The organism is Aliivibrio wodanis (genome assembly GCF_052920805.1).
The window spans coordinates 2,392,429-2,417,529 of the sequence record NZ_JBREXA010000002.1; the positions used below are offsets into that span (position 1 = coordinate 2,392,429).

Consider the following 25,101-nt stretch of genomic DNA (forward strand, 5'->3'; position numbering starts at 1 on the left):
TTTAAGAGGGAATTACGACATGGATAAGTATGCGGTTTTTGGTAACCCGATAAAACACAGTAAATCTCCATTTATTCATACCTTATTTGCTCGTCAAACAATGCAAAACTTAGAGTATCAAGCAATCGAAGCGCCAATTGATAACTTTGTTGAGACAGTCACTGACTTTTTCTCTCACCAAGGAAAAGGATGCAATGTCACTGTGCCTTTTAAAGAAGAGGCATTTCGTTTTGCAGATCAACTTACAGAAAGAGCAAAATTGGCAGGCGCTGTTAATACACTAAAAAAACTGGATGATGGGATTATTCTGGGAGATAACACCGATGGCGAAGGATTAGTCCAAGACTTACTGCAATACCAAGTATTACTTAAAGATAAGCGAATTTTGCTTTTAGGTGCTGGTGGAGCTGCTCGAGGTGTAATTCTTCCTTTATTAAAGCAAAACCCTACATCTATTACTGTCGTTAACCGTACTTATGAAAAAGCCCAAGAGCTTGCTGAATTATTTTCTCCTTACGGTGAGATAGAAGCGGCGATGATGAGCGAGGTTAATCACTCATTTGATGTTGTTATTAATTCCACATCAGCGAGCCTTTCTGGTCAGCTTCCCCTAATCAATCCAAGTATCTTTTCTAATAATACGATTAGCTATGACATGATGTATGGTTCAGGGAAAACGGTCTTTAGTCAGTGGGCATTGGATAATAATGCTTATCAGGCTTATGACGGTTTAGGTATGTTAGTTGGTCAAGCCGCAGAGAGCTTTACTGTTTGGAGAGGACTGCGTCCTGGAAGTAAGCAAATCTTACGAGAATTAAGAAAGAACTTAGAAGGTATGTAATGAATCAATCTATTATTTTCTCTGATGACTTATTAGTAGAGCAAGAAAAGCAGCAAGTTGTTTTTTCTGCTCAGCAAATGGGAAGCCTAATTAAGTGCTCGGTATCTTTTTTGTGGCTAACAGAAGAAAGCGGAGAAACAGTAAATACAAGTCAGCAAGCAGAAGAGGCATTTCTTCAGTTGCGTTTTGATATAGAAGATAAAGCAGAAGCATTGATAGAAGATGAAGAATTCAATGCTTCTGGTGGTATAGATATCAGTTAGTTTCTTCTTCTATATAGTCATTCTTAAATGAGACATAATTCATTGCCGATTTTTTAAGTGATGCTATTTCCTCTATAGATAGAGGGCGAACCTGTTTTACTGGGCTACCTATATAAAGGTGGCCTTTTTCTAATTTTTTATTTGGTGGAATTAAACTACCTGCACCAATCATGACGTCCTCTTCTATTCGTGCATTGTCTAAAATAATACTTCCCATACCAACTAGTACGCGATCTTCAATGATGCAACCATGAAGCATTACTTTGTGACCAATAGTGACATCATTACCAATGATTAAAGGTGCGCCTTTTGGGTTGTCTGTATTTTTATGAGTAACGTGAAGAACAGAACCATCTTGAATATTTGTTCGATCACCAATTGAAATATGATTCACATCCCCCCTTGCAACAACTAACGGCCAAACACTTGAATCTTCACCAATAGTAATGTCACCAATTAAAACACTCGATGAATCTATATAAGCAGTAGAAGAAACAGCAGGAAAGGTAGATTTATAGCGACGTAACGACGATTTCATATGATCTCTCTTAAAAATGATAACTTACTGTTAATAAAATGAAGGGAAAAAGCTAATTTAGCATTGATTTGTACGTACTTTAACCATAAAAACATAAATATCAAATAATCTTGAAAAAGAGCTTGCCAATGTGATCGAACTCTCTATAATGCGACCTCACTGACACGGAGAGCCCATCCCATAAGGGGTTAGCAATCAGAGTTAGTAAAGCGGTTTAGAATTAAGTTTTAAATAAGTGCTTGACACTGAGGCTTAAATCGATAAAATGACCGTCCTCTTCACAGAAAAGCGAAATCGCTTTGAAAGTAGAAGAAAAGCTCTTTAACAATTTGAAACCTATTAATCTGTGTGGGCACTTGTGAGTTGATAATCACTAGTTTGCTTTTACTTTTCGAAGTGAATTCAAACAAAAATAATCAATGAACTGAGTGACTACACAAAATTACTTTTATGTAAGAAATCAGTATTAATCATTGAGTCGATATCCTTTCTGCTGAAAGGTATCAAAAAACTTTAATTGAAGAGTTTGATCATGGCTCAGATTGAACGCTGGCGGCAGGCCTAACACATGCAAGTCGAGCGGTAACAGAAATTAGCTTGCTAATTTGCTGACGAGCGGCGGACGGGTGAGTAATGCCTGGGAATATGCCTTAGTGTGGGGGATAACTATTGGAAACGATAGCTAATACCGCATAATGTCTTCGGACCAAAGAGGGGGATCTTCGGACCTCTCGCGCTAAGATTAGCCCAGGTGAGATTAGCTTGTTGGTGAGGTAAGAGCTCACCAAGGCGACGATCTCTAGCTGGTCTGAGAGGATGATCAGCCACACTGGAACTGAGACACGGTCCAGACTCCTACGGGAGGCAGCAGTGGGGAATATTGCACAATGGGCGAAAGCCTGATGCAGCCATGCCGCGTGTATGAAGAAGGCCTTCGGGTTGTAAAGTACTTTCAGTCGTGAGGAAGGGTGTGTAGTTAATAGCTGCATATCTTGACGTTAGCGACAGAAGAAGCACCGGCTAACTCCGTGCCAGCAGCCGCGGTAATACGGAGGGTGCGAGCGTTAATCGGAATTACTGGGCGTAAAGCGCATGCAGGTGGTTTGTTAAGTCAGATGTGAAAGCCCGGGGCTCAACCTCGGAACCGCATTTGAAACTGGCAAACTAGAGTGCTGTAGAGGGGGGTAGAATTTCAGGTGTAGCGGTGAAATGCGTAGAGATCTGAAGGAATACCAGTGGCGAAGGCGGCCCCCTGGACAGACACTGACACTCAGATGCGAAAGCGTGGGGAGCAAACAGGATTAGATACCCTGGTAGTCCACGCCGTAAACGATGTCTACTTGGAGGTTGTGGCCTTGAGCCGTGGCTTTCGGAGCTAACGCGTTAAGTAGACCGCCTGGGGAGTACGGTCGCAAGATTAAAACTCAAATGAATTGACGGGGGCCCGCACAAGCGGTGGAGCATGTGGTTTAATTCGATGCAACGCGAAGAACCTTACCTACTCTTGACATCCAGAGAATTCGCTAGAGATAGCTTAGTGCCTTCGGGAACTCTGAGACAGGTGCTGCATGGCTGTCGTCAGCTCGTGTTGTGAAATGTTGGGTTAAGTCCCGCAACGAGCGCAACCCTTATCTTTGTTTGCCAGCACGTAATGGTGGGAACTCCAGGGAGACTGCCGGTGATAAACCGGAGGAAGGTGGGGACGACGTCAAGTCATCATGGCCCTTACGAGTAGGGCTACACACGTGCTACAATGGCGCATACAGAGGGCTGCAAGCTAGCGATAGTGAGCGAATCCCAAAAAGTGCGTCGTAGTCCGGATCGGAGTCTGCAACTCGACTCCGTGAAGTCGGAATCGCTAGTAATCGTGAATCAGAATGTCACGGTGAATACGTTCCCGGGCCTTGTACACACCGCCCGTCACACCATGGGAGTGGGCTGCAAAAGAAGTGGGTAGTTTAACCTTCGGGAGGACGCTCACCACTTTGTGGTTCATGACTGGGGTGAAGTCGTAACAAGGTAGCCCTAGGGGAACCTGGGGCTGGATCACCTCCTTAAACGATAGATTACGATTTATGAGTGTTCACACAGATTAATAAGGTTTTAATAAGTTGAAGTGACAGAGCTTTAATTAATGATTTCGATTATTGATTAAAGCTTTTTGCTTTAAGCTCTTTAACAATTTGGAAAGCTGACTGATTTAAATAACTTACGAGTTATTCAAATCAAAATTTAAAAGTTCTTAATATCTTTTGTTTATCTTAGATAAACAAATTAAAAACACATTCAAGTGTTCTTGTATTTTGAATCCGGCGAAAAACCAGAACTCGCAATGACGAGTTCAACCTTGGTTGTTTATGCCATACGAAACCTCTTGGGGTTGTATGGTTAAGTGACTAAGCGTACACGGTGGATGCCTTGGCAGTCAGAGGCGATGAAAGACGTATTAACTTGCGATAAGCCCAGATTAGGTAGTAAAAACCTTTTGAGTCTGGGATTTCTGAATGGGGAAACCCACTAGCATAAGCTAGTATCGCTGCGTGAATACATAGCGCAGCGAAGCAAACCGGGAGAACTGAAACATCTAAGTACCCCGAGGAAGAGAAATCAACCGAGATCCCGAAAGTAGCGGCGAGCGAAATTGGGTTAGCCCTTAAGCTTTTAATGAGACAGGTGAAGCCTCTGGAAAGTGGCGCGATACAAGGTGATAGCCCTGTAACCGACATCTCATAATCAGTGAAAACGAGTAAGGCGGGACACGTGATATCCTGTCTGAATATGGGGGGACCATCCTCCAAGGCTAAATACTACTGACTGACCGATAGTGAACCAGTACCGTGAGGGAAAGGCGAAAAGAACCCCTGTGAGGGGAGTGAAATAGAACCTGAAACCGTGTACGTACAAGCAGTAGGAGCATACTTGTTATGTGACTGCGTACCTTTTGTATAATGGGTCAGCGACTTATATTCAGTGGCAAGGTTAACCGTTTAGGGGAGCCGTAGGGAAACCGAGTCTTAACTGGGCGTTCAGTCTCTGGATATAGACCCGAAACCAAGTGATCTAGCCATGGGCAGGTTGAAGATTGAGTAACATCAATTGGAGGACCGAACCGACTAATGTTGAAAAATTAGCGGATGACTTGTGGCTAGGGGTGAAAGGCCAATCAAACTTGGAGATAGCTGGTTCTCCCCGAAATCTATTTAGGTAGAGCCTCGGACGAATACTACTGGGGGTAGAGCACTGTTAAGGCTAGGGGGTCATCCCGACTTACCAACCCTTTGCAAACTCCGAATACCAGTAAGTACTATCCGGGAGACACACGGCGGGTGCTAACGTCCGTCGTGGAGAGGGAAACAACCCAGACCGCCAGCTAAGGTCCCAAAGTTATAGCTAAGTGGGAAACGATGTGGGAAGGCTCAGACAGCCAGGATGTTGGCTTAGAAGCAGCCATCATTTAAAGAAAGCGTAATAGCTCACTGGTCGAGTCGGCCTGCGCGGAAGATGTAACGGGGCTAAGCTATACACCGAAGCTGCGGCAATGCAATTTATTGTGTTGGGTAGGGGAGCGTTCTGTAAGCCGTCGAAGGTGTGCTGTAAGGCATGCTGGAGGTATCAGAAGTGCGAATGCTGACATGAGTAACGATAAAGGGGGTGAAAAACCCCCTCGCCGGAAGACCAAGGGTTCCTGTCCAACGTTAATCGGGGCAGGGTAAGTCGACCCCTAAGGCGAGGCTGAAAAGCGTAGTCGATGGGAAACGGGTTAATATTCCCGTACTTCTTATAATTGCGATGGGGGGACGGAGAAGGCTAGGTGGGCTTGGCGACGGTCGTCCAAGTTCAAGTGCGTAGGCTAAGAGTTTAGGTAAATCCGGACTCTTGTTAGGCTGAGACACGATGTCGAGCATCTACGGATGTGAAGCCATTGATGCCATGCTTCCAGGAAAAGCCTCTAAGCTTCAGATTATAAGAAATCGTACCCCAAACCGACACAGGTGGTCGAGTAGAGAATACTAAGGCGCTTGAGAGAACTCGGGTGAAGGAACTAGGCAAAATGGTACCGTAACTTCGGGAGAAGGTACGCTCCTAGCGGTGATGAGACTTGCTCTCTAAGCTGCCGGGAGTCGCAGATACCAGGTGGCTGCAACTGTTTATTAAAAACATAGCACTGTGCTAAATCGTAAGATGACGTATACGGTGTGACGCCTGCCCGGTGCTTGAAGGTTAATTGATGGGGTTAGACTTCGGTCGAAGCTCTTGATCGAAGCCCAAGTAAACGGCGGCCGTAACTATAACGGTCCTAAGGTAGCGAAATTCCTTGTCGGGTAAGTTCCGACCTGCACGAATGGCGTAATGATGGCCACGCTGTCTCCACCCGAGACTCAGTGAAATTGAAATCGCTGTGAAGATGCAGTGTACCCGCGGCTAGACGGAAAGACCCCGTGAACCTTTACTACAGCTTGGCACTGAACATTGACCCTACATGTGTAGGATAGGTGGGAGCCTTTGAAACCAGTACGCTAGTATTGGTGGAGGCAATCTTGAAATACCACCCTTGTATGCTTGATGTTCTAACGTTGGCCCCTTATCGGGGTTGCGGACAGTGCCTGGTGGGTAGTTTGACTGGGGCGGTCTCCTCCCAAAGAGTAACGGAGGAGCACGAAGGTGGGCTAAACACGGTTGGACATCGTGTGGTTAGTGCAATGGCATAAGCCCGCTTGACTGCGAGAATGACAATTCGAGCAGGTACGAAAGTAGGTCATAGTGATCCGGTGGTTCTGAATGGAAGGGCCATCGCTCAACGGATAAAAGGTACTCCGGGGATAACAGGCTGATACCGCCCAAGAGTTCATATCGACGGCGGTGTTTGGCACCTCGATGTCGGCTCATCACATCCTGGGGCTGAAGTCGGTCCCAAGGGTATGGCTGTTCGCCATTTAAAGTGGTACGCGAGCTGGGTTTAGAACGTCGTGAGACAGTTCGGTCCCTATCTGCCGTGGGCGTTGGATGATTGAAAGGGGCTGCTCCTAGTACGAGAGGACCGGAGTGGACGAACCTCTGGTGTTCGGGTTGTTACGCCAGTAGCATTGCCCGGTAGCTAAGTTCGGGATCGATAAACGCTGAAAGCATCTAAGCGTGAAGCGAGCCTTGAGATGAGTCATCCCTGATACTATACGTATCCTAAAGGGTTGTTGGAGACTACGACGTAGATAGGCAGGGTGTGTAAGTGCTGCGAGGCATTGAGCTAACCTGTACTAATTGCCCGTGAGGCTTAACCATACAACACCCAAGGGGTTTTGAACGGATTTAAAGTGACAAGAAACAGATTGAATGTGATTAAGAACACAATAGCGGCTTTCCAGATTATTATTTATCTCTTAGTGAGGTAGATAGAAAGAATTTGCTTGGCGACCATAGCGTTATGGACCCACCTGATCCCATGCCGAACTCAGAAGTGAAACGTAATAGCGCCGATGGTAGTGTGGGGTTTCCCCATGTGAGAGTAGGACATCGCCAGGCTTGAATTTGAATAAGTGCCCGTTCAATAGAACGGGCTTTTATTTCGCTCCCAGATTGTCACTGTGAGCCAAGTCAACATAACGTTTTTAAGTCTTTCATAAATAAATGAAAAAGTTGAAAATATTATCTTGACTTTCAAATCAGAAAGCGTATTATACGCAGCCTGAAGCGACGAAGCGGTAACGCTAAGTGGTTGAAAGACAAGCTCTTTAACAATTTAACCAAATCAATCTGTGTGGGCACTTGTGAGTTGATAATCACTAGTTTGCTTTTACTTTTCGAAGTGAATTCAAACAAAAATAATCAATGAACTGAGTGACTACACAAAATTACTTTTATGTAAGAAATCAGTATTAATCATTGAGCCGGTTTTGTTTCTGCTGAAACAAACCAAAAAAACTTTAATTGAAGAGTTTGATCATGGCTCAGATTGAACGCTGGCGGCAGGCCTAACACATGCAAGTCGAGCGGTAACAGAAATTAGCTTGCTAATTTGCTGACGAGCGGCGGACGGGTGAGTAATGCCTGGGAATATGCCTTAGTGTGGGGGATAACTATTGGAAACGATAGCTAATACCGCATAATGTCTTCGGACCAAAGAGGGGGATCTTCGGACCTCTCGCGCTAAGATTAGCCCAGGTGAGATTAGCTTGTTGGTGAGGTAAGAGCTCACCAAGGCGACGATCTCTAGCTGGTCTGAGAGGATGATCAGCCACACTGGAACTGAGACACGGTCCAGACTCCTACGGGAGGCAGCAGTGGGGAATATTGCACAATGGGCGAAAGCCTGATGCAGCCATGCCGCGTGTATGAAGAAGGCCTTCGGGTTGTAAAGTACTTTCAGTCGTGAGGAAGGGTGTGTAGTTAATAGCTGCATATCTTGACGTTAGCGACAGAAGAAGCACCGGCTAACTCCGTGCCAGCAGCCGCGGTAATACGGAGGGTGCGAGCGTTAATCGGAATTACTGGGCGTAAAGCGCATGCAGGTGGTTTGTTAAGTCAGATGTGAAAGCCCGGGGCTCAACCTCGGAACCGCATTTGAAACTGGCAAACTAGAGTGCTGTAGAGGGGGGTAGAATTTCAGGTGTAGCGGTGAAATGCGTAGAGATCTGAAGGAATACCAGTGGCGAAGGCGGCCCCCTGGACAGACACTGACACTCAGATGCGAAAGCGTGGGGAGCAAACAGGATTAGATACCCTGGTAGTCCACGCCGTAAACGATGTCTACTTGGAGGTTGTGGCCTTGAGCCGTGGCTTTCGGAGCTAACGCGTTAAGTAGACCGCCTGGGGAGTACGGTCGCAAGATTAAAACTCAAATGAATTGACGGGGGCCCGCACAAGCGGTGGAGCATGTGGTTTAATTCGATGCAACGCGAAGAACCTTACCTACTCTTGACATCCAGAGAATTCGCTAGAGATAGCTTAGTGCCTTCGGGAACTCTGAGACAGGTGCTGCATGGCTGTCGTCAGCTCGTGTTGTGAAATGTTGGGTTAAGTCCCGCAACGAGCGCAACCCTTATCCTTGTTTGCCAGCACGTAATGGTGGGAACTCCAGGGAGACTGCCGGTGATAAACCGGAGGAAGGTGGGGACGACGTCAAGTCATCATGGCCCTTACGAGTAGGGCTACACACGTGCTACAATGGCGCATACAGAGGGCTGCAAGCTAGCGATAGTGAGCGAATCCCAAAAAGTGCGTCGTAGTCCGGATCGGAGTCTGCAACTCGACTCCGTGAAGTCGGAATCGCTAGTAATCGTGAATCAGAATGTCACGGTGAATACGTTCCCGGGCCTTGTACACACCGCCCGTCACACCATGGGAGTGGGCTGCAAAAGAAGTGGGTAGTTTAACCTTCGGGAGGACGCTCACCACTTTGTGGTTCATGACTGGGGTGAAGTCGTAACAAGGTAGCCCTAGGGGAACCTGGGGCTGGATCACCTCCTTAAACGATAGATTACGATTTATGAGTGTTCACACAGATTGATTAGGTTAAAAAAGTAAAAAGCAATGGAAGGTGCCCAACACCTTCAAAATATCCAGTGTCCCGTTCGTCTAGAGGCCTAGGACACCGCCCTTTCACGGCGGTAACAGGGGTTCGACTCCCCTACGGGATACCATTGGGTCGTTAGCTCAGTTGGTAGAGCAGTTGACTTTTAATCAATTGGTCGCAGGTTCGAATCCTGCACGACCCACCATTCTTTCTCACGAAGGAATTAAAACTTTCGTGGGCGATTAGCTCAGTTGGGAGAGCACCTCCCTTACAAGGAGGGGGTCACTGGTTCGAGCCCGGTATCGCCCACCATCTTTAAGCGTTCTTAAGGTAAATAAGCCTTTGAGAGTCTTTAAAAATGGTTTCGAAAGAAACATTGCTCTTTAACAATTTGGAAAGCTGACTGATTTAAATAACTTACGAGTTATTCAAATCAAAATTTAAAAGTTCTTAATATCTTTTGTTTATCTTAGATAAACAAATTAAAAACACATTCAAGTGTTCTTGTATTTTGAATCCGGCGAAAAACCAGAACTCGCAATGACGAGTTCAACCTTGGTTGTTTATGCCATACGAAACCTCTTGGGGTTGTATGGTTAAGTGACTAAGCGTACACGGTGGATGCCTTGGCAGTCAGAGGCGATGAAAGACGTATTAACTTGCGATAAGCCCAGATTAGGTAGTAAAAACCTTTTGAGTCTGGGATTTCTGAATGGGGAAACCCACTAGCATAAGCTAGTATCGCTGCGTGAATACATAGCGCAGCGAAGCAAACCGGGAGAACTGAAACATCTAAGTACCCCGAGGAAGAGAAATCAACCGAGATCCCGAAAGTAGCGGCGAGCGAAATTGGGTTAGCCCTTAAGCTTTTAATGAGACAGGTGAAGCCTCTGGAAAGTGGCGCGATACAAGGTGATAGCCCTGTAACCGACATCTCATAATCAGTGAAAACGAGTAAGGCGGGACACGTGATATCCTGTCTGAATATGGGGGGACCATCCTCCAAGGCTAAATACTACTGACTGACCGATAGTGAACCAGTACCGTGAGGGAAAGGCGAAAAGAACCCCTGTGAGGGGAGTGAAATAGAACCTGAAACCGTGTACGTACAAGCAGTAGGAGCATACTTGTTATGTGACTGCGTACCTTTTGTATAATGGGTCAGCGACTTATATTCAGTGGCAAGGTTAACCGTTTAGGGGAGCCGTAGGGAAACCGAGTCTTAACTGGGCGTTCAGTCTCTGGATATAGACCCGAAACCAAGTGATCTAGCCATGGGCAGGTTGAAGATTGAGTAACATCAATTGGAGGACCGAACCGACTAATGTTGAAAAATTAGCGGATGACTTGTGGCTAGGGGTGAAAGGCCAATCAAACTTGGAGATAGCTGGTTCTCCCCGAAATCTATTTAGGTAGAGCCTCGGACGAATACTACTGGGGGTAGAGCACTGTTAAGGCTAGGGGGTCATCCCGACTTACCAACCCTTTGCAAACTCCGAATACCAGTAAGTACTATCCGGGAGACACACGGCGGGTGCTAACGTCCGTCGTGGAGAGGGAAACAACCCAGACCGCCAGCTAAGGTCCCAAAGTTATAGCTAAGTGGGAAACGATGTGGGAAGGCTCAGACAGCCAGGATGTTGGCTTAGAAGCAGCCATCATTTAAAGAAAGCGTAATAGCTCACTGGTCGAGTCGGCCTGCGCGGAAGATGTAACGGGGCTAAGCTATACACCGAAGCTGCGGCAGTGCAATTTATTGTGCTGGGTAGGGGAGCGTTCTGTAAGCCGTCGAAGGTGTGCTGTAAGGCATGCTGGAGGTATCAGAAGTGCGAATGCTGACATGAGTAACGATAAAGGGGGTGAAAAACCCCCTCGCCGGAAGACCAAGGGTTCCTGTCCAACGTTAATCGGGGCAGGGTAAGTCGACCCCTAAGGCGAGGCTGAAAAGCGTAGTCGATGGGAAACGGGTTAATATTCCCGTACTTCTTATAATTGCGATGGGGGGACGGAGAAGGCTAGGTGGGCTTGGCGACGGTCGTCCAAGTTCAAGTGCGTAGGCTAAGAGTTTAGGTAAATCCGGACTCTTGTTAGGCTGAGACACGATGTCGAGCATCTACGGATGTGAAGCCATTGATGCCATGCTTCCAGGAAAAGCCTCTAAGCTTCAGATTATAAGAAATCGTACCCCAAACCGACACAGGTGGTCGAGTAGAGAATACTAAGGCGCTTGAGAGAACTCGGGTGAAGGAACTAGGCAAAATGGTACCGTAACTTCGGGAGAAGGTACGCTCCTAGCGGTGATGAGACTTGCTCTCTAAGCTGCCGGGAGTCGCAGATACCAGGTGGCTGCAACTGTTTATTAAAAACATAGCACTGTGCTAAATCGTAAGATGACGTATACGGTGTGACGCCTGCCCGGTGCTTGAAGGTTAATTGATGGGGTTAGACTTCGGTCGAAGCTCTTGATCGAAGCCCAAGTAAACGGCGGCCGTAACTATAACGGTCCTAAGGTAGCGAAATTCCTTGTCGGGTAAGTTCCGACCTGCACGAATGGCGTAATGATGGCCACGCTGTCTCCACCCGAGACTCAGTGAAATTGAAATCGCTGTGAAGATGCAGTGTACCCGCGGCTAGACGGAAAGACCCCGTGAACCTTTACTACAGCTTGGCACTGAACATTGACCCTACATGTGTAGGATAGGTGGGAGCCTTTGAAACCAGTACGCTAGTATTGGTGGAGGCAATCTTGAAATACCACCCTTGTATGCTTGATGTTCTAACGTTGGCCCCTTATCGGGGTTGCGGACAGTGCCTGGTGGGTAGTTTGACTGGGGCGGTCTCCTCCCAAAGAGTAACGGAGGAGCACGAAGGTGGGCTAAACACGGTTGGACATCGTGTGGTTAGTGCAATGGCATAAGCCCGCTTGACTGCGAGAATGACAATTCGAGCAGGTACGAAAGTAGGTCATAGTGATCCGGTGGTTCTGAATGGAAGGGCCATCGCTCAACGGATAAAAGGTACTCCGGGGATAACAGGCTGATACCGCCCAAGAGTTCATATCGACGGCGGTGTTTGGCACCTCGATGTCGGCTCATCACATCCTGGGGCTGAAGTCGGTCCCAAGGGTATGGCTGTTCGCCATTTAAAGTGGTACGCGAGCTGGGTTTAGAACGTCGTGAGACAGTTCGGTCCCTATCTGCCGTGGGCGTTGGATGATTGAAAGGGGCTGCTCCTAGTACGAGAGGACCGGAGTGGACGAACCTCTGGTGTTCGGGTTGTTACGCCAGTAGCATTGCCCGGTAGCTAAGTTCGGGATCGATAAACGCTGAAAGCATCTAAGCGTGAAGCGAGCCTTGAGATGAGTCATCCCTGATACTATACGTATCCTAAAGGGTTGTTGGAGACTACGACGTAGATAGGCAGGGTGTGTAAGTGCTGCGAGGCATTGAGCTAACCTGTACTAATTGCCCGTGAGGCTTAACCATACAACACCCAAGGGGTTTTGAACGGATTTAAAGTGACAAGAAATAGATTGAATGTGATTAAGAACACAATAGCGGCTTTCCAGATTATTATTTATCTCTTAGTGAGGTAGATAGAAAGAATTTGCTTGGCGACCATAGCGTTATGGACCCACCTGATCCCATGCCGAACTCAGAAGTGAAACGTAATAGCGCCGATGGTAGTGTGGGGTTTCCCCATGTGAGAGTAGGACATCGCCAGGCTTGAATTTGAATAAGTGCCCGTTCAATAGAACGGGCTTTTATTTCGCTCCCAGATTGTCACTGTGAGCCAAGTCAACATAACGTTTTTAAGTCTTTCATAAATAAATGAAAAAGTTGAAAATATTATCTTGACTTTCAAATCAGAAAGCGTATTATACGCAGCCTGAAGCGACGAAGCGGTAACGCTAAGTGGTTGAAAGACAAGCTCTTTAACAATTTAACCAAATCAATCTGTGTGGGCACTTGTGAGTTGATAATCACTAGTTTGCTTTTACTTTTCGAAGTGAATTCAAACAAAAATAATCAATGAACTGAGTGACTACACAAAATTACTTTTATGTAAGAAATCAGTATTAATCATTGAGCCGGTTTTGTTTCTGCTGAAACAAACCAAAAAACTTTAATTGAAGAGTTTGATCATGGCTCAGATTGAACGCTGGCGGCAGGCCTAACACATGCAAGTCGAGCGGTAACAGAAATTAGCTTGCTAATTTGCTGACGAGCGGCGGACGGGTGAGTAATGCCTGGGAATATGCCTTAGTGTGGGGGATAACTATTGGAAACGATAGCTAATACCGCATAATGTCTTCGGACCAAAGAGGGGGATCTTCGGACCTCTCGCGCTAAGATTAGCCCAGGTGAGATTAGCTTGTTGGTGAGGTAAGAGCTCACCAAGGCGACGATCTCTAGCTGGTCTGAGAGGATGATCAGCCACACTGGAACTGAGACACGGTCCAGACTCCTACGGGAGGCAGCAGTGGGGAATATTGCACAATGGGCGAAAGCCTGATGCAGCCATGCCGCGTGTATGAAGAAGGCCTTCGGGTTGTAAAGTACTTTCAGTCGTGAGGAAGGGTGTGTAGTTAATAGCTGCATATCTTGACGTTAGCGACAGAAGAAGCACCGGCTAACTCCGTGCCAGCAGCCGCGGTAATACGGAGGGTGCGAGCGTTAATCGGAATTACTGGGCGTAAAGCGCATGCAGGTGGTTTGTTAAGTCAGATGTGAAAGCCCGGGGCTCAACCTCGGAACCGCATTTGAAACTGGCAAACTAGAGTGCTGTAGAGGGGGGTAGAATTTCAGGTGTAGCGGTGAAATGCGTAGAGATCTGAAGGAATACCAGTGGCGAAGGCGGCCCCCTGGACAGACACTGACACTCAGATGCGAAAGCGTGGGGAGCAAACAGGATTAGATACCCTGGTAGTCCACGCCGTAAACGATGTCTACTTGGAGGTTGTGGCCTTGAGCCGTGGCTTTCGGAGCTAACGCGTTAAGTAGACCGCCTGGGGAGTACGGTCGCAAGATTAAAACTCAAATGAATTGACGGGGGCCCGCACAAGCGGTGGAGCATGTGGTTTAATTCGATGCAACGCGAAGAACCTTACCTACTCTTGACATCCAGAGAATTCGCTAGAGATAGCTTAGTGCCTTCGGGAACTCTGAGACAGGTGCTGCATGGCTGTCGTCAGCTCGTGTTGTGAAATGTTGGGTTAAGTCCCGCAACGAGCGCAACCCTTATCCTTGTTTGCCAGCACGTAATGGTGGGAACTCCAGGGAGACTGCCGGTGATAAACCGGAGGAAGGTGGGGACGACGTCAAGTCATCATGGCCCTTACGAGTAGGGCTACACACGTGCTACAATGGCGCATACAGAGGGCTGCAAGCTAGCGATAGTGAGCGAATCCCAAAAAGTGCGTCGTAGTCCGGATCGGAGTCTGCAACTCGACTCCGTGAAGTCGGAATCGCTAGTAATCGTGAATCAGAATGTCACGGTGAATACGTTCCCGGGCCTTGTACACACCGCCCGTCACACCATGGGAGTGGGCTGCAAAAGAAGTGGGTAGTTTAACCTTCGGGAGGACGCTCACCACTTTGTGGTTCATGACTGGGGTGAAGTCGTAACAAGGTAGCCCTAGGGGAACCTGGGGCTGGATCACCTCCTTAAACGATAGATTACGATTTATGAGTGTTCACACAGATTGATTAGGTTAAAAAAGTAAAAAGCAATGGAAGGTGCCCAACACCTTCAAAATATCCAGTGTCCCGTTCGTCTAGAGGCCTAGGACACCGCCCTTTCACGGCGGTAACAGGGGTTCGACTCCCCTACGGGATACCATTGGGTCGTTAGCTCAGTTGGTAGAGCAGTTGACTTTTAATCAATTGGTCGCAGGTTCGAATCCTGCACGACCCACCATTCTTTCTCACGAAGGAATTAAAACTTTCGTGGGCGATTAGCTCAGTTGGGAGAGCACCTCCCTTACAAGGAGGGGGTCACTGGTTCGAGCCCGGTATCGCCCACCATCTTTAAGCGTTCTTAAGGTAAATAAGCCTTTGAGAGTCTTTAAAAATGGTTTCGAAAGAAACATTGCTCTTTAACAATTTGGAAAGCTGACTGATTTAAATAACTTACGAGTTATTCAAATCAAAATTTAAAAGTTCTTAATATCTTTTGTTTATCTTAGATAAACAAATTAAAAACACATTCAAGTGTTCTTGTATTTTGAATCCGGCGAAAAACCAGAACTCGCAATGACGAGTTCAACCTTGGTTGTTTATGCCATACGAAACCTCTTGGGGTTGTATGGTTAAGTGACTAAGCGTACACGGTGGATGCCTTGGCAGTCAGAGGCGATGAAAGACGTATTAACTTGCGATAAGCCCAGATTAGGTAGTAAAAACCTTTTGAGTCTGGGATTTCTGAATGGGGAAACCCACTAGCATAAGCTAGTATCGCTGCGTGAATACATAGCGCAGCGAAGCAAACCGGGAGAACTGAAACATCTAAGTACCCCGAGGAAGAGAAATCAACCGAGATCCCGAAAGTAGCGGCGAGCGAAATTGGGTTAGCCCTTAAGCTTTTAATGAGACAGGTGAAGCCTCTGGAAAGTGGCGCGATACAAGGTGATAGCCCTGTAACCGACATCTCATAATCAGTGAAAACGAGTAAGGCGGGACACGTGATATCCTGTCTGAATATGGGGGGACCATCCTCCAAGGCTAAATACTACTGACTGACCGATAGTGAACCAGTACCGTGAGGGAAAGGCGAAAAGAACCCCTGTGAGGGGAGTGAAATAGAACCTGAAACCGTGTACGTACAAGCAGTAGGAGCATACTTGTTATGTGACTGCGTACCTTTTGTATAATGGGTCAGCGACTTATATTCAGTGGCAAGGTTAACCGTTTAGGGGAGCCGTAGGGAAACCGAGTCTTAACTGGGCGTTCAGTCTCTGGATATAGACCCGAAACCAAGTGATCTAGCCATGGGCAGGTTGAAGATTGAGTAACATCAATTGGAGGACCGAACCGACTAATGTTGAAAAATTAGCGGATGACTTGTGGCTAGGGGTGAAAGGCCAATCAAACTTGGAGATAGCTGGTTCTCCCCGAAATCTATTTAGGTAGAGCCTCGGACGAATACTACTGGGGGTAGAGCACTGTTAAGGCTAGGGGGTCATCCCGACTTACCAACCCTTTGCAAACTCCGAATACCAGTAAGTACTATCCGGGAGACACACGGCGGGTGCTAACGTCCGTCGTGGAGAGGGAAACAACCCAGACCGCCAGCTAAGGTCCCAAAGTTATAGCTAAGTGGGAAACGATGTGGGAAGGCTCAGACAGCCAGGATGTTGGCTTAGAAGCAGCCATCATTTAAAGAAAGCGTAATAGCTCACTGGTCGAGTCGGCCTGCGCGGAAGATGTAACGGGGCTAAGCTATACACCGAAGCTGCGGCAGTGCAATTTATTGTGCTGGGTAGGGGAGCGTTCTGTAAGCCGTCGAAGGTGTGCTGTAAGGCATGCTGGAGGTATCAGAAGTGCGAATGCTGACATGAGTAACGATAAAGGGGGTGAAAAACCCCCTCGCCGGAAGACCAAGGGTTCCTGTCCAACGTTAATCGGGGCAGGGTAAGTCGACCCCTAAGGCGAGGCTGAAAAGCGTAGTCGATGGGAAACGGGTTAATATTCCCGTACTTCTTATAATTGCGATGGGGGGACGGAGAAGGCTAGGTGGGCTTGGCGACGGTCGTCCAAGTTCAAGTGCGTAGGCTAAGAGTTTAGGTAAATCCGGACTCTTGTTAGGCTGAGACACGATGTCGAGCATCTACGGATGTGAAGCCATTGATGCCATGCTTCCAGGAAAAGCCTCTAAGCTTCAGATTATAAGAAATCGTACCCCAAACCGACACAGGTGGTCGAGTAGAGAATACTAAGGCGCTTGAGAGAACTCGGGTGAAGGAACTAGGCAAAATGGTACCGTAACTTCGGGAGAAGGTACGCTCCTAGCGGTGATGAGACTTGCTCTCTAAGCTGCCGGGAGTCGCAGATACCAGGTGGCTGCAACTGTTTATTAAAAACATAGCACTGTGCTAAATCGTAAGATGACGTATACGGTGTGACGCCTGCCCGGTGCTTGAAGGTTAATTGATGGGGTTAGACTTCGGTCGAAGCTCTTGATCGAAGCCCAAGTAAACGGCGGCCGTAACTATAACGGTCCTAAGGTAGCGAAATTCCTTGTCGGGTAAGTTCCGACCTGCACGAATGGCGTAATGATGGCCACGCTGTCTCCACCCGAGACTCAGTGAAATTGAAATCGCTGTGAAGATGCAGTGTACCCGCGGCTAGACGGAAAGACCCCGTGAACCTTTACTACAGCTTGGCACTGAACATTGACCCTACATGTGTAGGATAGGTGGGAGCCTTTGAAACCAGTACGCTAGTATTGGTGGAGGCAATCTTGAAATACCACCCTTGTATGCTTGATGTTCTAACGTTGGCCCCTTATCGGGGTTGCGGACAGTGCCTGGTGGGTAGTTTGACTGGGGCGGTCTCCTCCCAAAGAGTAACGGAGGAGCACGAAGGTGGGCTAAACACGGTTGGACATCGTGTGGTTAGTGCAATGGCATAAGCCCGCTTGACTGCGAGAATGACAATTCGAGCAGGTACGAAAGTAGGTCATAGTGATCCGGTGGTTCTGAATGGAAGGGCCATCGCTCAACGGATAAAAGGTACTCCGGGGATAACAGGCTGATACCGCCCAAGAGTTCATATCGACGGCGGTGTTTGGCACCTCGATGTCGGCTCATCACATCCTGGGGCTGAAGTCGGTCCCAAGGGTATGGCTGTTCGCCATTTAAAGTGGTACGCGAGCTGGGTTTAGAACGTCGTGAGACAGTTCGGTCCCTATCTGCCGTGGGCGTTGGATGATTGAAAGGGGCTGCTCCTAGTACGAGAGGACCGGAGTGGACGAACCTCTGGTGTTCGGGTTGTTACGCCAGTAGCATTGCCCGGTAGCTAAGTTCGGGATCGATAAACGCTGAAAGCATCTAAGCGTGAAGCGAGCCTTGAGATGAGTCATCCCTGATACTATACGTATCCTAAAGGGTTGTTGGAGACTACGACGTAGATAGGCAGGGTGTGTAAGTGCTGCGAGGCATTGAGCTAACCTGTACTAATTGCCCGTGAGGCTTAACCATACAACACCCAAGGGGTTTTGAACGGATTTAAAGTTGCAAGAAACAGATTGAATGTGATTAAGAACAACTCTTTATATAGAGAAACGGCTTTCCAGATTATTATTTATCTCTTAGTGAGGTAGATAGAAAGAATTTGCTTGGCGACCATAGCGTTATGGACCCACCTGATCCCATGCCGAACTCAGAAGTGAAACGTAATAGCGCCGATGGTAGTGTGGGGTTTCCCCATGTGAGAGTAGGACATCGCCAGGCTTGAATTTTAAAAAGCCATCCAAAGGATGGCTTTTTTTCGATTACAAAAGTAAATAGTTATTTGCTGATATAGCTCAGCCCGGTAGAGCGCACCCTTGGTAAGGGTGAGGTCCCCAGTTCGAGTCTGGGTATCAGCACCATTTACTGACAGATTTTGCTTAGCGACCATAGCGTTATGGACCCACCTGATCCCATGCCGAACTCAGAAGTGAAACGTAATAGCGCCGATGGTAGTGTGGGGTTTCCCCATGTGAGAGTAGGACATCGCTAGGCTCAAATTTTAAAAGGCTTCCCTATGGGAAGCCTTTTTTCGTTTTATTTAGATTAAATAAACGTATTTTCAGCTACTTGCCACAATGCCTGAATGACAGAATCATTTAGTTTTGATTTTTTACAGCATAATCCCAATTTAAAAGGCGCTATAGGCGATATGTTTAAGCGCTGAACTTTATCTTTTACTGGACTGTTATTTATTACTACGTCTGGAGCTATACCTATACCGCAGCCTAACGCCACCATACTCACAATTGCTTCATGCCCTGATACTTGAGCGTAAATTGTGGGTTTGATTTTCTGTTTCTTAAACCATTGATTTGCTCTATTTCTCGCAGTTCCTGATTCTGGCAAAATAAAAGGCAATGACTTCCAATTTGTATTTTCTTTATTAATTTCACTGATGAAGTGATTGTTACCAATTGGAGCAATGATCGAAAGTGGGATTTCACTGATAATTTCAAAGGCAAGTTTATTTGATAAGGTTTCTGGAAGAGCTGATATTGCAATATCGACTTCTGATGTTTCAATCTTATTGATCGCTTGAGCAGGATCACCGGTAGATAGTTTAATGTCTATATGGGGATAGTTAACCTTAAAGTCGTTTAATAATTGAGGTAAATGGCTGTAACTTGCAGTTACTGAGCAAAACAAATTTAATTGTCCTTTAAGAGTATTATTTACAATATTTGAGCTTGCTTTGTAACCACTCCATTCAGCACAAATATTTAAAGCAATGGGAATAAGCTGCTTAGCTGCCGTTGTTAATTCTACACTTCTGTTATCTCTAATGAATAATGGATGCCCAACGTCATCTTCTAACTTTTGAATTTGTCGACTTAATGCTGAAGGGCTTAAGTGCATTGCTTTTGATGTTTGAGTAAAACTATGACTTTCACAAAGGTGTAGGAAAGTTTGTAGGAGTTTTATGTTCATTTATATTGCCTATATTGCAATCATGTATTGCTAATATATCACTTTTGACAATGTTAATCTTTCGTTATTATCTTTTTATACACAAGATCATCCTAATGGATTAAATGATATTTATGGAGTTTTATCATGGCTAATTACTTTAACACACTTAATTTACGCGAGCAGTTGGATCAACTTGGTCGTTGTCGCTTTATGGACCGTGAGGAATTTGCAACAGAAGCTGATTACCTTAAAGGAAAGAAAGTGGTTATTGTAGGTTGTGGTGCTCAAGGTCTTAATCAAGGTCTTAATATGCGTGACTCAGGCTTAGATGTAGCATATGCACTACGTCAAGCTGCGATTGATGAACAGCGTCAGTCGTATAAAAATGCCAAAGAAAATGGCTTTGAAGTTGCTAGCTATGAAAAACTAATTCCTCAAGCAGATCTTGTGGTTAACCTAACGCCTGATAAGCAACATACAAATGTTGTTGAAACTGTAATGCCTCTAATGAAAGAAGGCGCTGCACTAGGTTACTCTCATGGCTTTAATGTTGTAGAAGAAGGGATGCAGATCCGTAAAGATATAACAGTTGTTATGGTTGCTCCTAAGTGTCCAGGTACAGAAGTACGTGAAGAATATAAGCGTGGTTTTGGTGTACCTACATTGATAGCTGTGCACCCTGAAAATGATCCAAAAGGTGAAGGCTGGGATATTGCAAAAGCATGGGCTGCAGGTACTGGTGGTCACAGAGCTGGTTGTCTTGAGTCTTCTTTTGTCGCTGAAGTAAAATCTGATTTAATGGGCGAGCAAACAATCCTTTGTGGCATGCTACAAGCTGGTTCAATTGTATCTTATGAGAAAATGATCGCTGATGGCATTGAACCTGGTTATGCCGGTAAATTGCTACAGTTTGGTTGGGAAACAATTACCGAAGCACTTAAGTTCGGTGGTGTTACTCACATGATGGATCGTCTATCTAATCCTGCAAAAGTGAAGGCATTCGAACTATCTGAAGAACTAAAAGAGTTAATGCGTCCTCTATATAACAAACATATGGATGATATTATTCAAGGTGAATTCTCTCGTACAATGATGGCTGATTGGGCCAATGATGATGTGAACCTATTAGGTTGGCGTGAAGAGACAGGCCAAACAGCATTTGAAAATTACCCTGAGTCAGATGTAGAGATTTCAGAGCAAGAATATTTTGATAACGGTATTCTACTTGTTGCTATGGTTCGTGCTGGTGTTGAATTAGCCTTTGAAGCAATGACTTCATCAGGTATTGTTGATGAGTCTGCATATTATGAATCACTACATGAATTACCGTTAATTGCTAATACAGTTGCTCGTAAGCGCTTGTATGAAATGAATGTAGTAATTTCTGACACGGCTGAATATGGTAACTATCTATTTGCTAATGTAGCAACACCACTACTTCGTGAGAAGTTTATGCCATCAGTTGAAACTAATGTAATTGGTCGTGGCTTAGGTGAGACATCAAATCAAGTTGATAATGCAACGCTAATTGCTGTTAATGAAGCAATTCGTAACCACCCAGTAGAGTATATTGGTGAAGAGCTACGTAGCTATATGAGCGATATGAAACGTATTGCAGTTGGTGGTTAATTAATACCAAATGAATATAAAAATGGCTTAACCAGTGATGGTTAAGCCATTTTTTTATGTGTAAATTATGAATCTATCGAATTATACCAATCGTAGTAAATAACTGGTCATCCTAGCTAGTTAAAATACTTGATAACTGCGTTGAAATTTTTGATTGTAGAATAACTACTTATCGAAAAATTCGCCCTGTTCTCAATCATTTTCCCTGCGCTATTTCTGTTCACTTACTTACAGTGATTGGCATTATTTTTCTGATAGCTTTTCTTCTAATTCAGCCAACTTTTGTTCCATTGCTGTTAGCTTTTGACGAGTACGTAATAGAACTTGAGTTTGAACATCGAATTCCTCTCTACCTACCACATCAAGCTTATTTAATTGACCTTGGATTACTTGGCGAACTTTTTGTTCAACATCGGTGCCTAGTTCTTTTACTGGCTGCGGCATTGAGTCATGAATTTGTTTTGCTACTTGTTCTAGTTTCTTTGGATCAAACATAATTATCCTTAGTTGAATACTTTTCTTTATTCTAAGTAAAGCCTTGTCAATTGTCGCTATTGAAATAAAAAAAAGGCTACCGAAGTAGCCTTTAATAACTATTTACCATTAAGATTCTTTGATCTCTTTATCTTCTTCAAAAACAGGTAATGGTTTATGTTCACTTGCTAAGTAACTATAAATTACAGGTAGTACGAACAGCGTAAACAACGTCCCAATCGCTAGGCCTGCTACGATTACAATACCAATACTAAAGCGCTGAGCAGCGCCAGCACCACTTGCATACATCAATGGGATAAGACCCGCGATCATTGCTGCTGTAGTCATAAGGATTGGACGCAAACGCACTTTCGCTGCTTCTGTTACCGCTTCCATACGATTCTTCAGATTATGTAATTGTTCTTCTTTTGCGACTTCACAAATTAAAATACCATGCTTAGTAATTAGTCCAACCAGAGTGATCAGACCTACTTGAGAATAGATATTCATTGTCGCAGCACCCCAAGCAAGAGCAATTAAGGCTCCACAAATTGCTAGTGGAACTGAAACCATTATTACCAATGGATCTCGAATAGATTCAAATTGAATCGCAAGTACTAAGAAGATAATCGCCAATGCTAAACCAAACGTTGCGTATAGGGCGCTACCTTCAGTTACATACTGGCGTGCTTCACCCATATAGTCATGGTTATAACCACTTGGTAACTTGTTGTTTGCGATATCTTCAAACCAAGTGATCGCATCACCCATTGCAATACCTGGAGATGGAACAGCACCAACCGTTGCTGAGTTTAGTTGGTTGAAGTGAGGCAGTGAACGAGGTTCAGCAATAACATCAATTGAAATTAGGCTACCTAAAGGAACCGCTTCACCACTTGCTGAACGAACATAGTAATTGTTCATTGATTCAGGGTTTAGACGATATTTACGCTCTACTTGAGGGATTACCTCGTATGAGCGTCCATTAAGGTCAATGCGGTTTACATAACCATCAGCCATCATAGTACTTAGTGTGATACCAATATCTTGCATGGTTACACCATAAGCACCTGCTTTATCTTTATCAATATTGATTTTCATCGTTGCTGAATCATAATTTAAATCAAGATCGGAATAAACAAATAGAGGGCTACCCTTTACCTCTGTTAATACCTCTGTTGCTATTTGGAATAAGCTTTCGAAGCTGTTTGGTGTAGTAATAACAAACTGAATAGGTAGGCCTGAGCCTGCACCAGGAAGTTCAGGCATTTGGAATGCTGTTACTGCCATACCTGGAACATCTTTTATTAAGCTACCTACACGCTTTGCGACTTCAGCTTGGCTTGTTTCACGTTCGCTCCAAGGCACCATAGATGCAATACCAAAGGCTTGGTTTGCGTTTGGTACGCCCGTAAATACTTGAGCAAAAGAAACTTCTGGTTGTTCAGAAAGAATGCTATTCACATCATTCATTGTATTTTGCATGTAATCAAGGTTTGCATTTGATGGGGCGGTACCCATTAGCATAATAACCCCTTTATCTTCCGAAGGCGCAAGCTCACTAGGGATGAACTTAAACAGCAAAGGTAGACTTGCAAAAACAATAATAGAGAAACCAATAATTACTGGGCGACGAGTCATGATCACATTTAGCATGCGCTCATAACGTTCACTCATTCCATCTAGAATGTGATGGACTTTCTTCTCAAATTTATTTGGTTCCTCATTGGCAATAAGCATTTTTGAACACATCATTGGTGAAAGTGTTAATGCAACGATACCAGAAACAAATACAGCACCTGCTAGGGTTAATGCAAATTCTTTAAATAGAGAACCAGTAATACCACCCATCATTGCGATTGGAGCATATACCGCACCAAGCGTTAATGTCATTGCAATAACAGGAACCGCAATTTCACGAGTACCTATAATCGCAGCCCGGAAAGGAGTTTCACCCAATTTAATATGACGGTCGACATTTTCAAGAACAACAATGGCATCATCAACTACCAAACCGATCGCTAGAACCATCGCAAGTAGTGTCATTAAGTTCCATGAGAACCCCATCGCCTGCATAACCATTGCTACACCAATAAGTGATAATGGAATGGTGACGATTGGAATGATTACCGCTCGGAATGAACCTAAGAATAAGGTAATCACTACTAATACGATTAATGCAGCTTCAATGATGGTTTTGATTACTTCATGGATAGACTCGTTGATCGCAATCGTAGAGTCATACATGATGTTCATCTTGATATTAGTTGGTAAGTTCTTCTCTAGTTGTGGCAATAAATCAAGAACATCAGCCGCAATATTGATTGGGTTTGCACTTGGTGCAGCGTTAATTGCAGCAACAACCGCCTCTTGGCCATTGGCACTGGCTCGGTATACATCGTGACTTTTTTCTAAAGACACTTTAGCAATATCACTTAAGCGCACGACTTCGCCTTTACCCGTTCTAATGACTAGATTTTCTAGCTCTTCTACATTAGATACTTGAGTATCTGCACTACCATTATATAAAACAAACTCACCTGTAGCTTGTCCTGCCGCAGATTGGAAGTTATTAGCATTAAGAACACTCATAACATCAGTTGCCGTCATATCGATAGCAGCCATACGTGCAGGGTCTAACCAAATACGTAGAGCATATTTCATCCCACCATATAGGTCGACTTTAGAGACACCATTAACCGTAAATAGTTGAGGGTTAACAACTCGTTCTAGATAATCGGTAATTTGGCTTGATACTAGTTCATCACTGGTAAAACCAATATAAAGTACCGCAGTCGTTGAACCGGTAGACATAGTAACTGTTGGGTCTTCAGATTCTTTAGGAAGCTGAGATCGAACAGAGTTAGTCTTTGCCAATATGTCAGAGAGAGCAGCGTTAGGGTCAGTATTTAATTTCATCGTCACGGTAATAGTCGATTTACCCATTACCGATTGTGAAGTCATGAAATCAATATTATCAGCCTGTGCGACTGCTTGCTCTAATGGTTGAGTGATAAAACCTTGGATAAGATCCGCACTCGCACCGTAATAACTTGTTGTTACTGTTACTACCGTATTCGTCATTTCAGGGTATTCACGAACCTGCATTTTGAAAATTGCTTGAATACCAAGCAAGGCAATCAAAAAGCTGATTGATACCGCTAAAACTGGACGTTTAATGAAAACATCAGTAAAGCGCATAATTTC

Annotated in this window: 7 protein-coding genes, 7 tRNA genes and 10 rRNA genes; 20 read left to right on the forward strand and 4 right to left on the reverse strand. The window is 45.2% G+C overall.

Annotation, left to right across the window (positions count from 1 at the left end; translation table 11 throughout):
* Nucleotides 1–19 precede the first annotated feature (19 nt).
* Entirely contained in the window at nucleotides 20–841 is an 822-nt protein-coding gene (gene aroE / locus ACU5DF_RS19015) for a shikimate dehydrogenase (protein ID WP_446713884.1), read from the forward strand.
* Nucleotides 841–1,104, forward strand: coding sequence for a DUF1488 family protein (locus ACU5DF_RS19020; protein WP_446713885.1), 264 nt, complete (start codon nucleotides 841–843; stop codon nucleotides 1,102–1,104). The genes aroE and ACU5DF_RS19020 overlap by 1 nt, the downstream gene beginning before the upstream one ends.
* Here the strand turns inward: ACU5DF_RS19020 and ACU5DF_RS19025 are convergent.
* A complete protein-coding gene (locus ACU5DF_RS19025; protein ID WP_446713886.1) occupies nucleotides 1,097–1,642 on the reverse strand; it encodes a gamma carbonic anhydrase family protein in 546 nt (181 codons plus the stop codon). The two genes, ACU5DF_RS19020 and ACU5DF_RS19025, sit on opposite strands and share 8 nt — an antisense overlap.
* Before the next feature lie 514 nt (nucleotides 1,643–2,156).
* On the opposite strand from ACU5DF_RS19025, the gene ACU5DF_RS19030 reads away from it, so the two are divergent.
* The 17 genes from ACU5DF_RS19030 (at nucleotide 2,157) to rrf (ACU5DF_RS19110) (ending at nucleotide 18,873) form a co-directional block, all read left to right on the forward strand.
* A 16S ribosomal RNA gene (locus ACU5DF_RS19030) occupies nucleotides 2,157–3,699 on the forward strand.
* A gap of 329 nt (nucleotides 3,700–4,028) precedes the next feature.
* A 23S ribosomal RNA gene (locus ACU5DF_RS19035) occupies nucleotides 4,029–6,919 on the forward strand.
* Between the two features lie 124 nt (nucleotides 6,920–7,043).
* Nucleotides 7,044–7,159, forward strand: a 5S ribosomal RNA gene (gene rrf, locus ACU5DF_RS19040).
* A 402-nt stretch (nucleotides 7,160–7,561) separates the two neighbouring features.
* Nucleotides 7,562–9,104, forward strand: a 16S ribosomal RNA gene (locus ACU5DF_RS19045).
* Between the two features lie 96 nt (nucleotides 9,105–9,200).
* Nucleotides 9,201–9,276, forward strand: a tRNA-Glu gene (locus ACU5DF_RS19050).
* A 2-nt stretch (nucleotides 9,277–9,278) separates the two neighbouring features.
* Nucleotides 9,279–9,354: transfer RNA gene (locus ACU5DF_RS19055), tRNA-Lys, on the forward strand.
* A gap of 31 nt (nucleotides 9,355–9,385) precedes the next feature.
* Nucleotides 9,386–9,461 (forward strand) — tRNA-Val (locus tag ACU5DF_RS19060).
* Between the two features lie 282 nt (nucleotides 9,462–9,743).
* Nucleotides 9,744–12,634, forward strand: a 23S ribosomal RNA gene (locus tag ACU5DF_RS19065).
* Between the two features lie 124 nt (nucleotides 12,635–12,758).
* Nucleotides 12,759–12,874, forward strand: a 5S ribosomal RNA gene (rrf, locus tag ACU5DF_RS19070).
* Between the two features lie 401 nt (nucleotides 12,875–13,275).
* Nucleotides 13,276–14,818 (forward strand): 16S ribosomal RNA (locus ACU5DF_RS19075).
* Between the two features lie 96 nt (nucleotides 14,819–14,914).
* Nucleotides 14,915–14,990 (forward strand) — tRNA-Glu (locus ACU5DF_RS19080).
* A gap of 2 nt (nucleotides 14,991–14,992) precedes the next feature.
* Nucleotides 14,993–15,068, forward strand: a tRNA-Lys gene (locus ACU5DF_RS19085).
* Between the two features lie 31 nt (nucleotides 15,069–15,099).
* Nucleotides 15,100–15,175, forward strand: a tRNA-Val gene (locus ACU5DF_RS19090).
* 282 nt (nucleotides 15,176–15,457) lie between these two features.
* A 23S ribosomal RNA gene (locus ACU5DF_RS19095) occupies nucleotides 15,458–18,348 on the forward strand.
* Between the two features lie 136 nt (nucleotides 18,349–18,484).
* Nucleotides 18,485–18,600 (forward strand): 5S ribosomal RNA (rrf, locus tag ACU5DF_RS19100).
* A 63-nt stretch (nucleotides 18,601–18,663) separates the two neighbouring features.
* Nucleotides 18,664–18,740 (forward strand) — tRNA-Thr (locus ACU5DF_RS19105).
* 17 nt (nucleotides 18,741–18,757) lie between these two features.
* Nucleotides 18,758–18,873, forward strand: a 5S ribosomal RNA gene (gene rrf, locus ACU5DF_RS19110).
* The 16S, 23S and 5S rRNA genes sit together here with 7 tRNA genes alongside, the layout of an rRNA operon.
* Before the next feature lie 51 nt (nucleotides 18,874–18,924).
* Here rrf (ACU5DF_RS19110) and ilvY read toward each other — a convergent pair.
* Complete coding sequence (ilvY, locus tag ACU5DF_RS19115; RefSeq protein ID WP_446713887.1) at nucleotides 18,925–19,809, reverse strand: HTH-type transcriptional activator IlvY; 885 nt, start codon at nucleotides 19,807–19,809, stop codon at nucleotides 18,925–18,927.
* A gap of 126 nt (nucleotides 19,810–19,935) precedes the next feature.
* On the opposite strand from ilvY, the gene ilvC reads away from it, so the two are divergent.
* On the forward strand, nucleotides 19,936–21,420 hold the full coding sequence (ilvC, locus tag ACU5DF_RS19120) for a ketol-acid reductoisomerase (RefSeq protein ID WP_065593248.1): 1,485 nt from the start codon (nucleotides 19,936–19,938) through the stop codon (nucleotides 21,418–21,420).
* A gap of 243 nt (nucleotides 21,421–21,663) precedes the next feature.
* Here the strand turns inward: ilvC and ubiK are convergent, their stop codons facing one another.
* The gene (gene ubiK / locus ACU5DF_RS19125) at nucleotides 21,664–21,915 is read right to left on the reverse strand and encodes a ubiquinone biosynthesis accessory factor UbiK (RefSeq protein ID WP_045103195.1); all 252 of its coding nucleotides are present in this window, start codon (nucleotides 21,913–21,915) and stop codon (nucleotides 21,664–21,666) included.
* 108 nt (nucleotides 21,916–22,023) lie between these two features.
* Nucleotides 22,024–25,095 (reverse strand): multidrug efflux RND transporter permease subunit, encoded by a 3,072-nt coding sequence (locus ACU5DF_RS19130; RefSeq protein ID WP_446713888.1) that lies wholly within the window; start codon nucleotides 25,093–25,095, stop codon nucleotides 22,024–22,026.
* Between the last annotated feature and the right edge of the window lie 6 nt (nucleotides 25,096–25,101).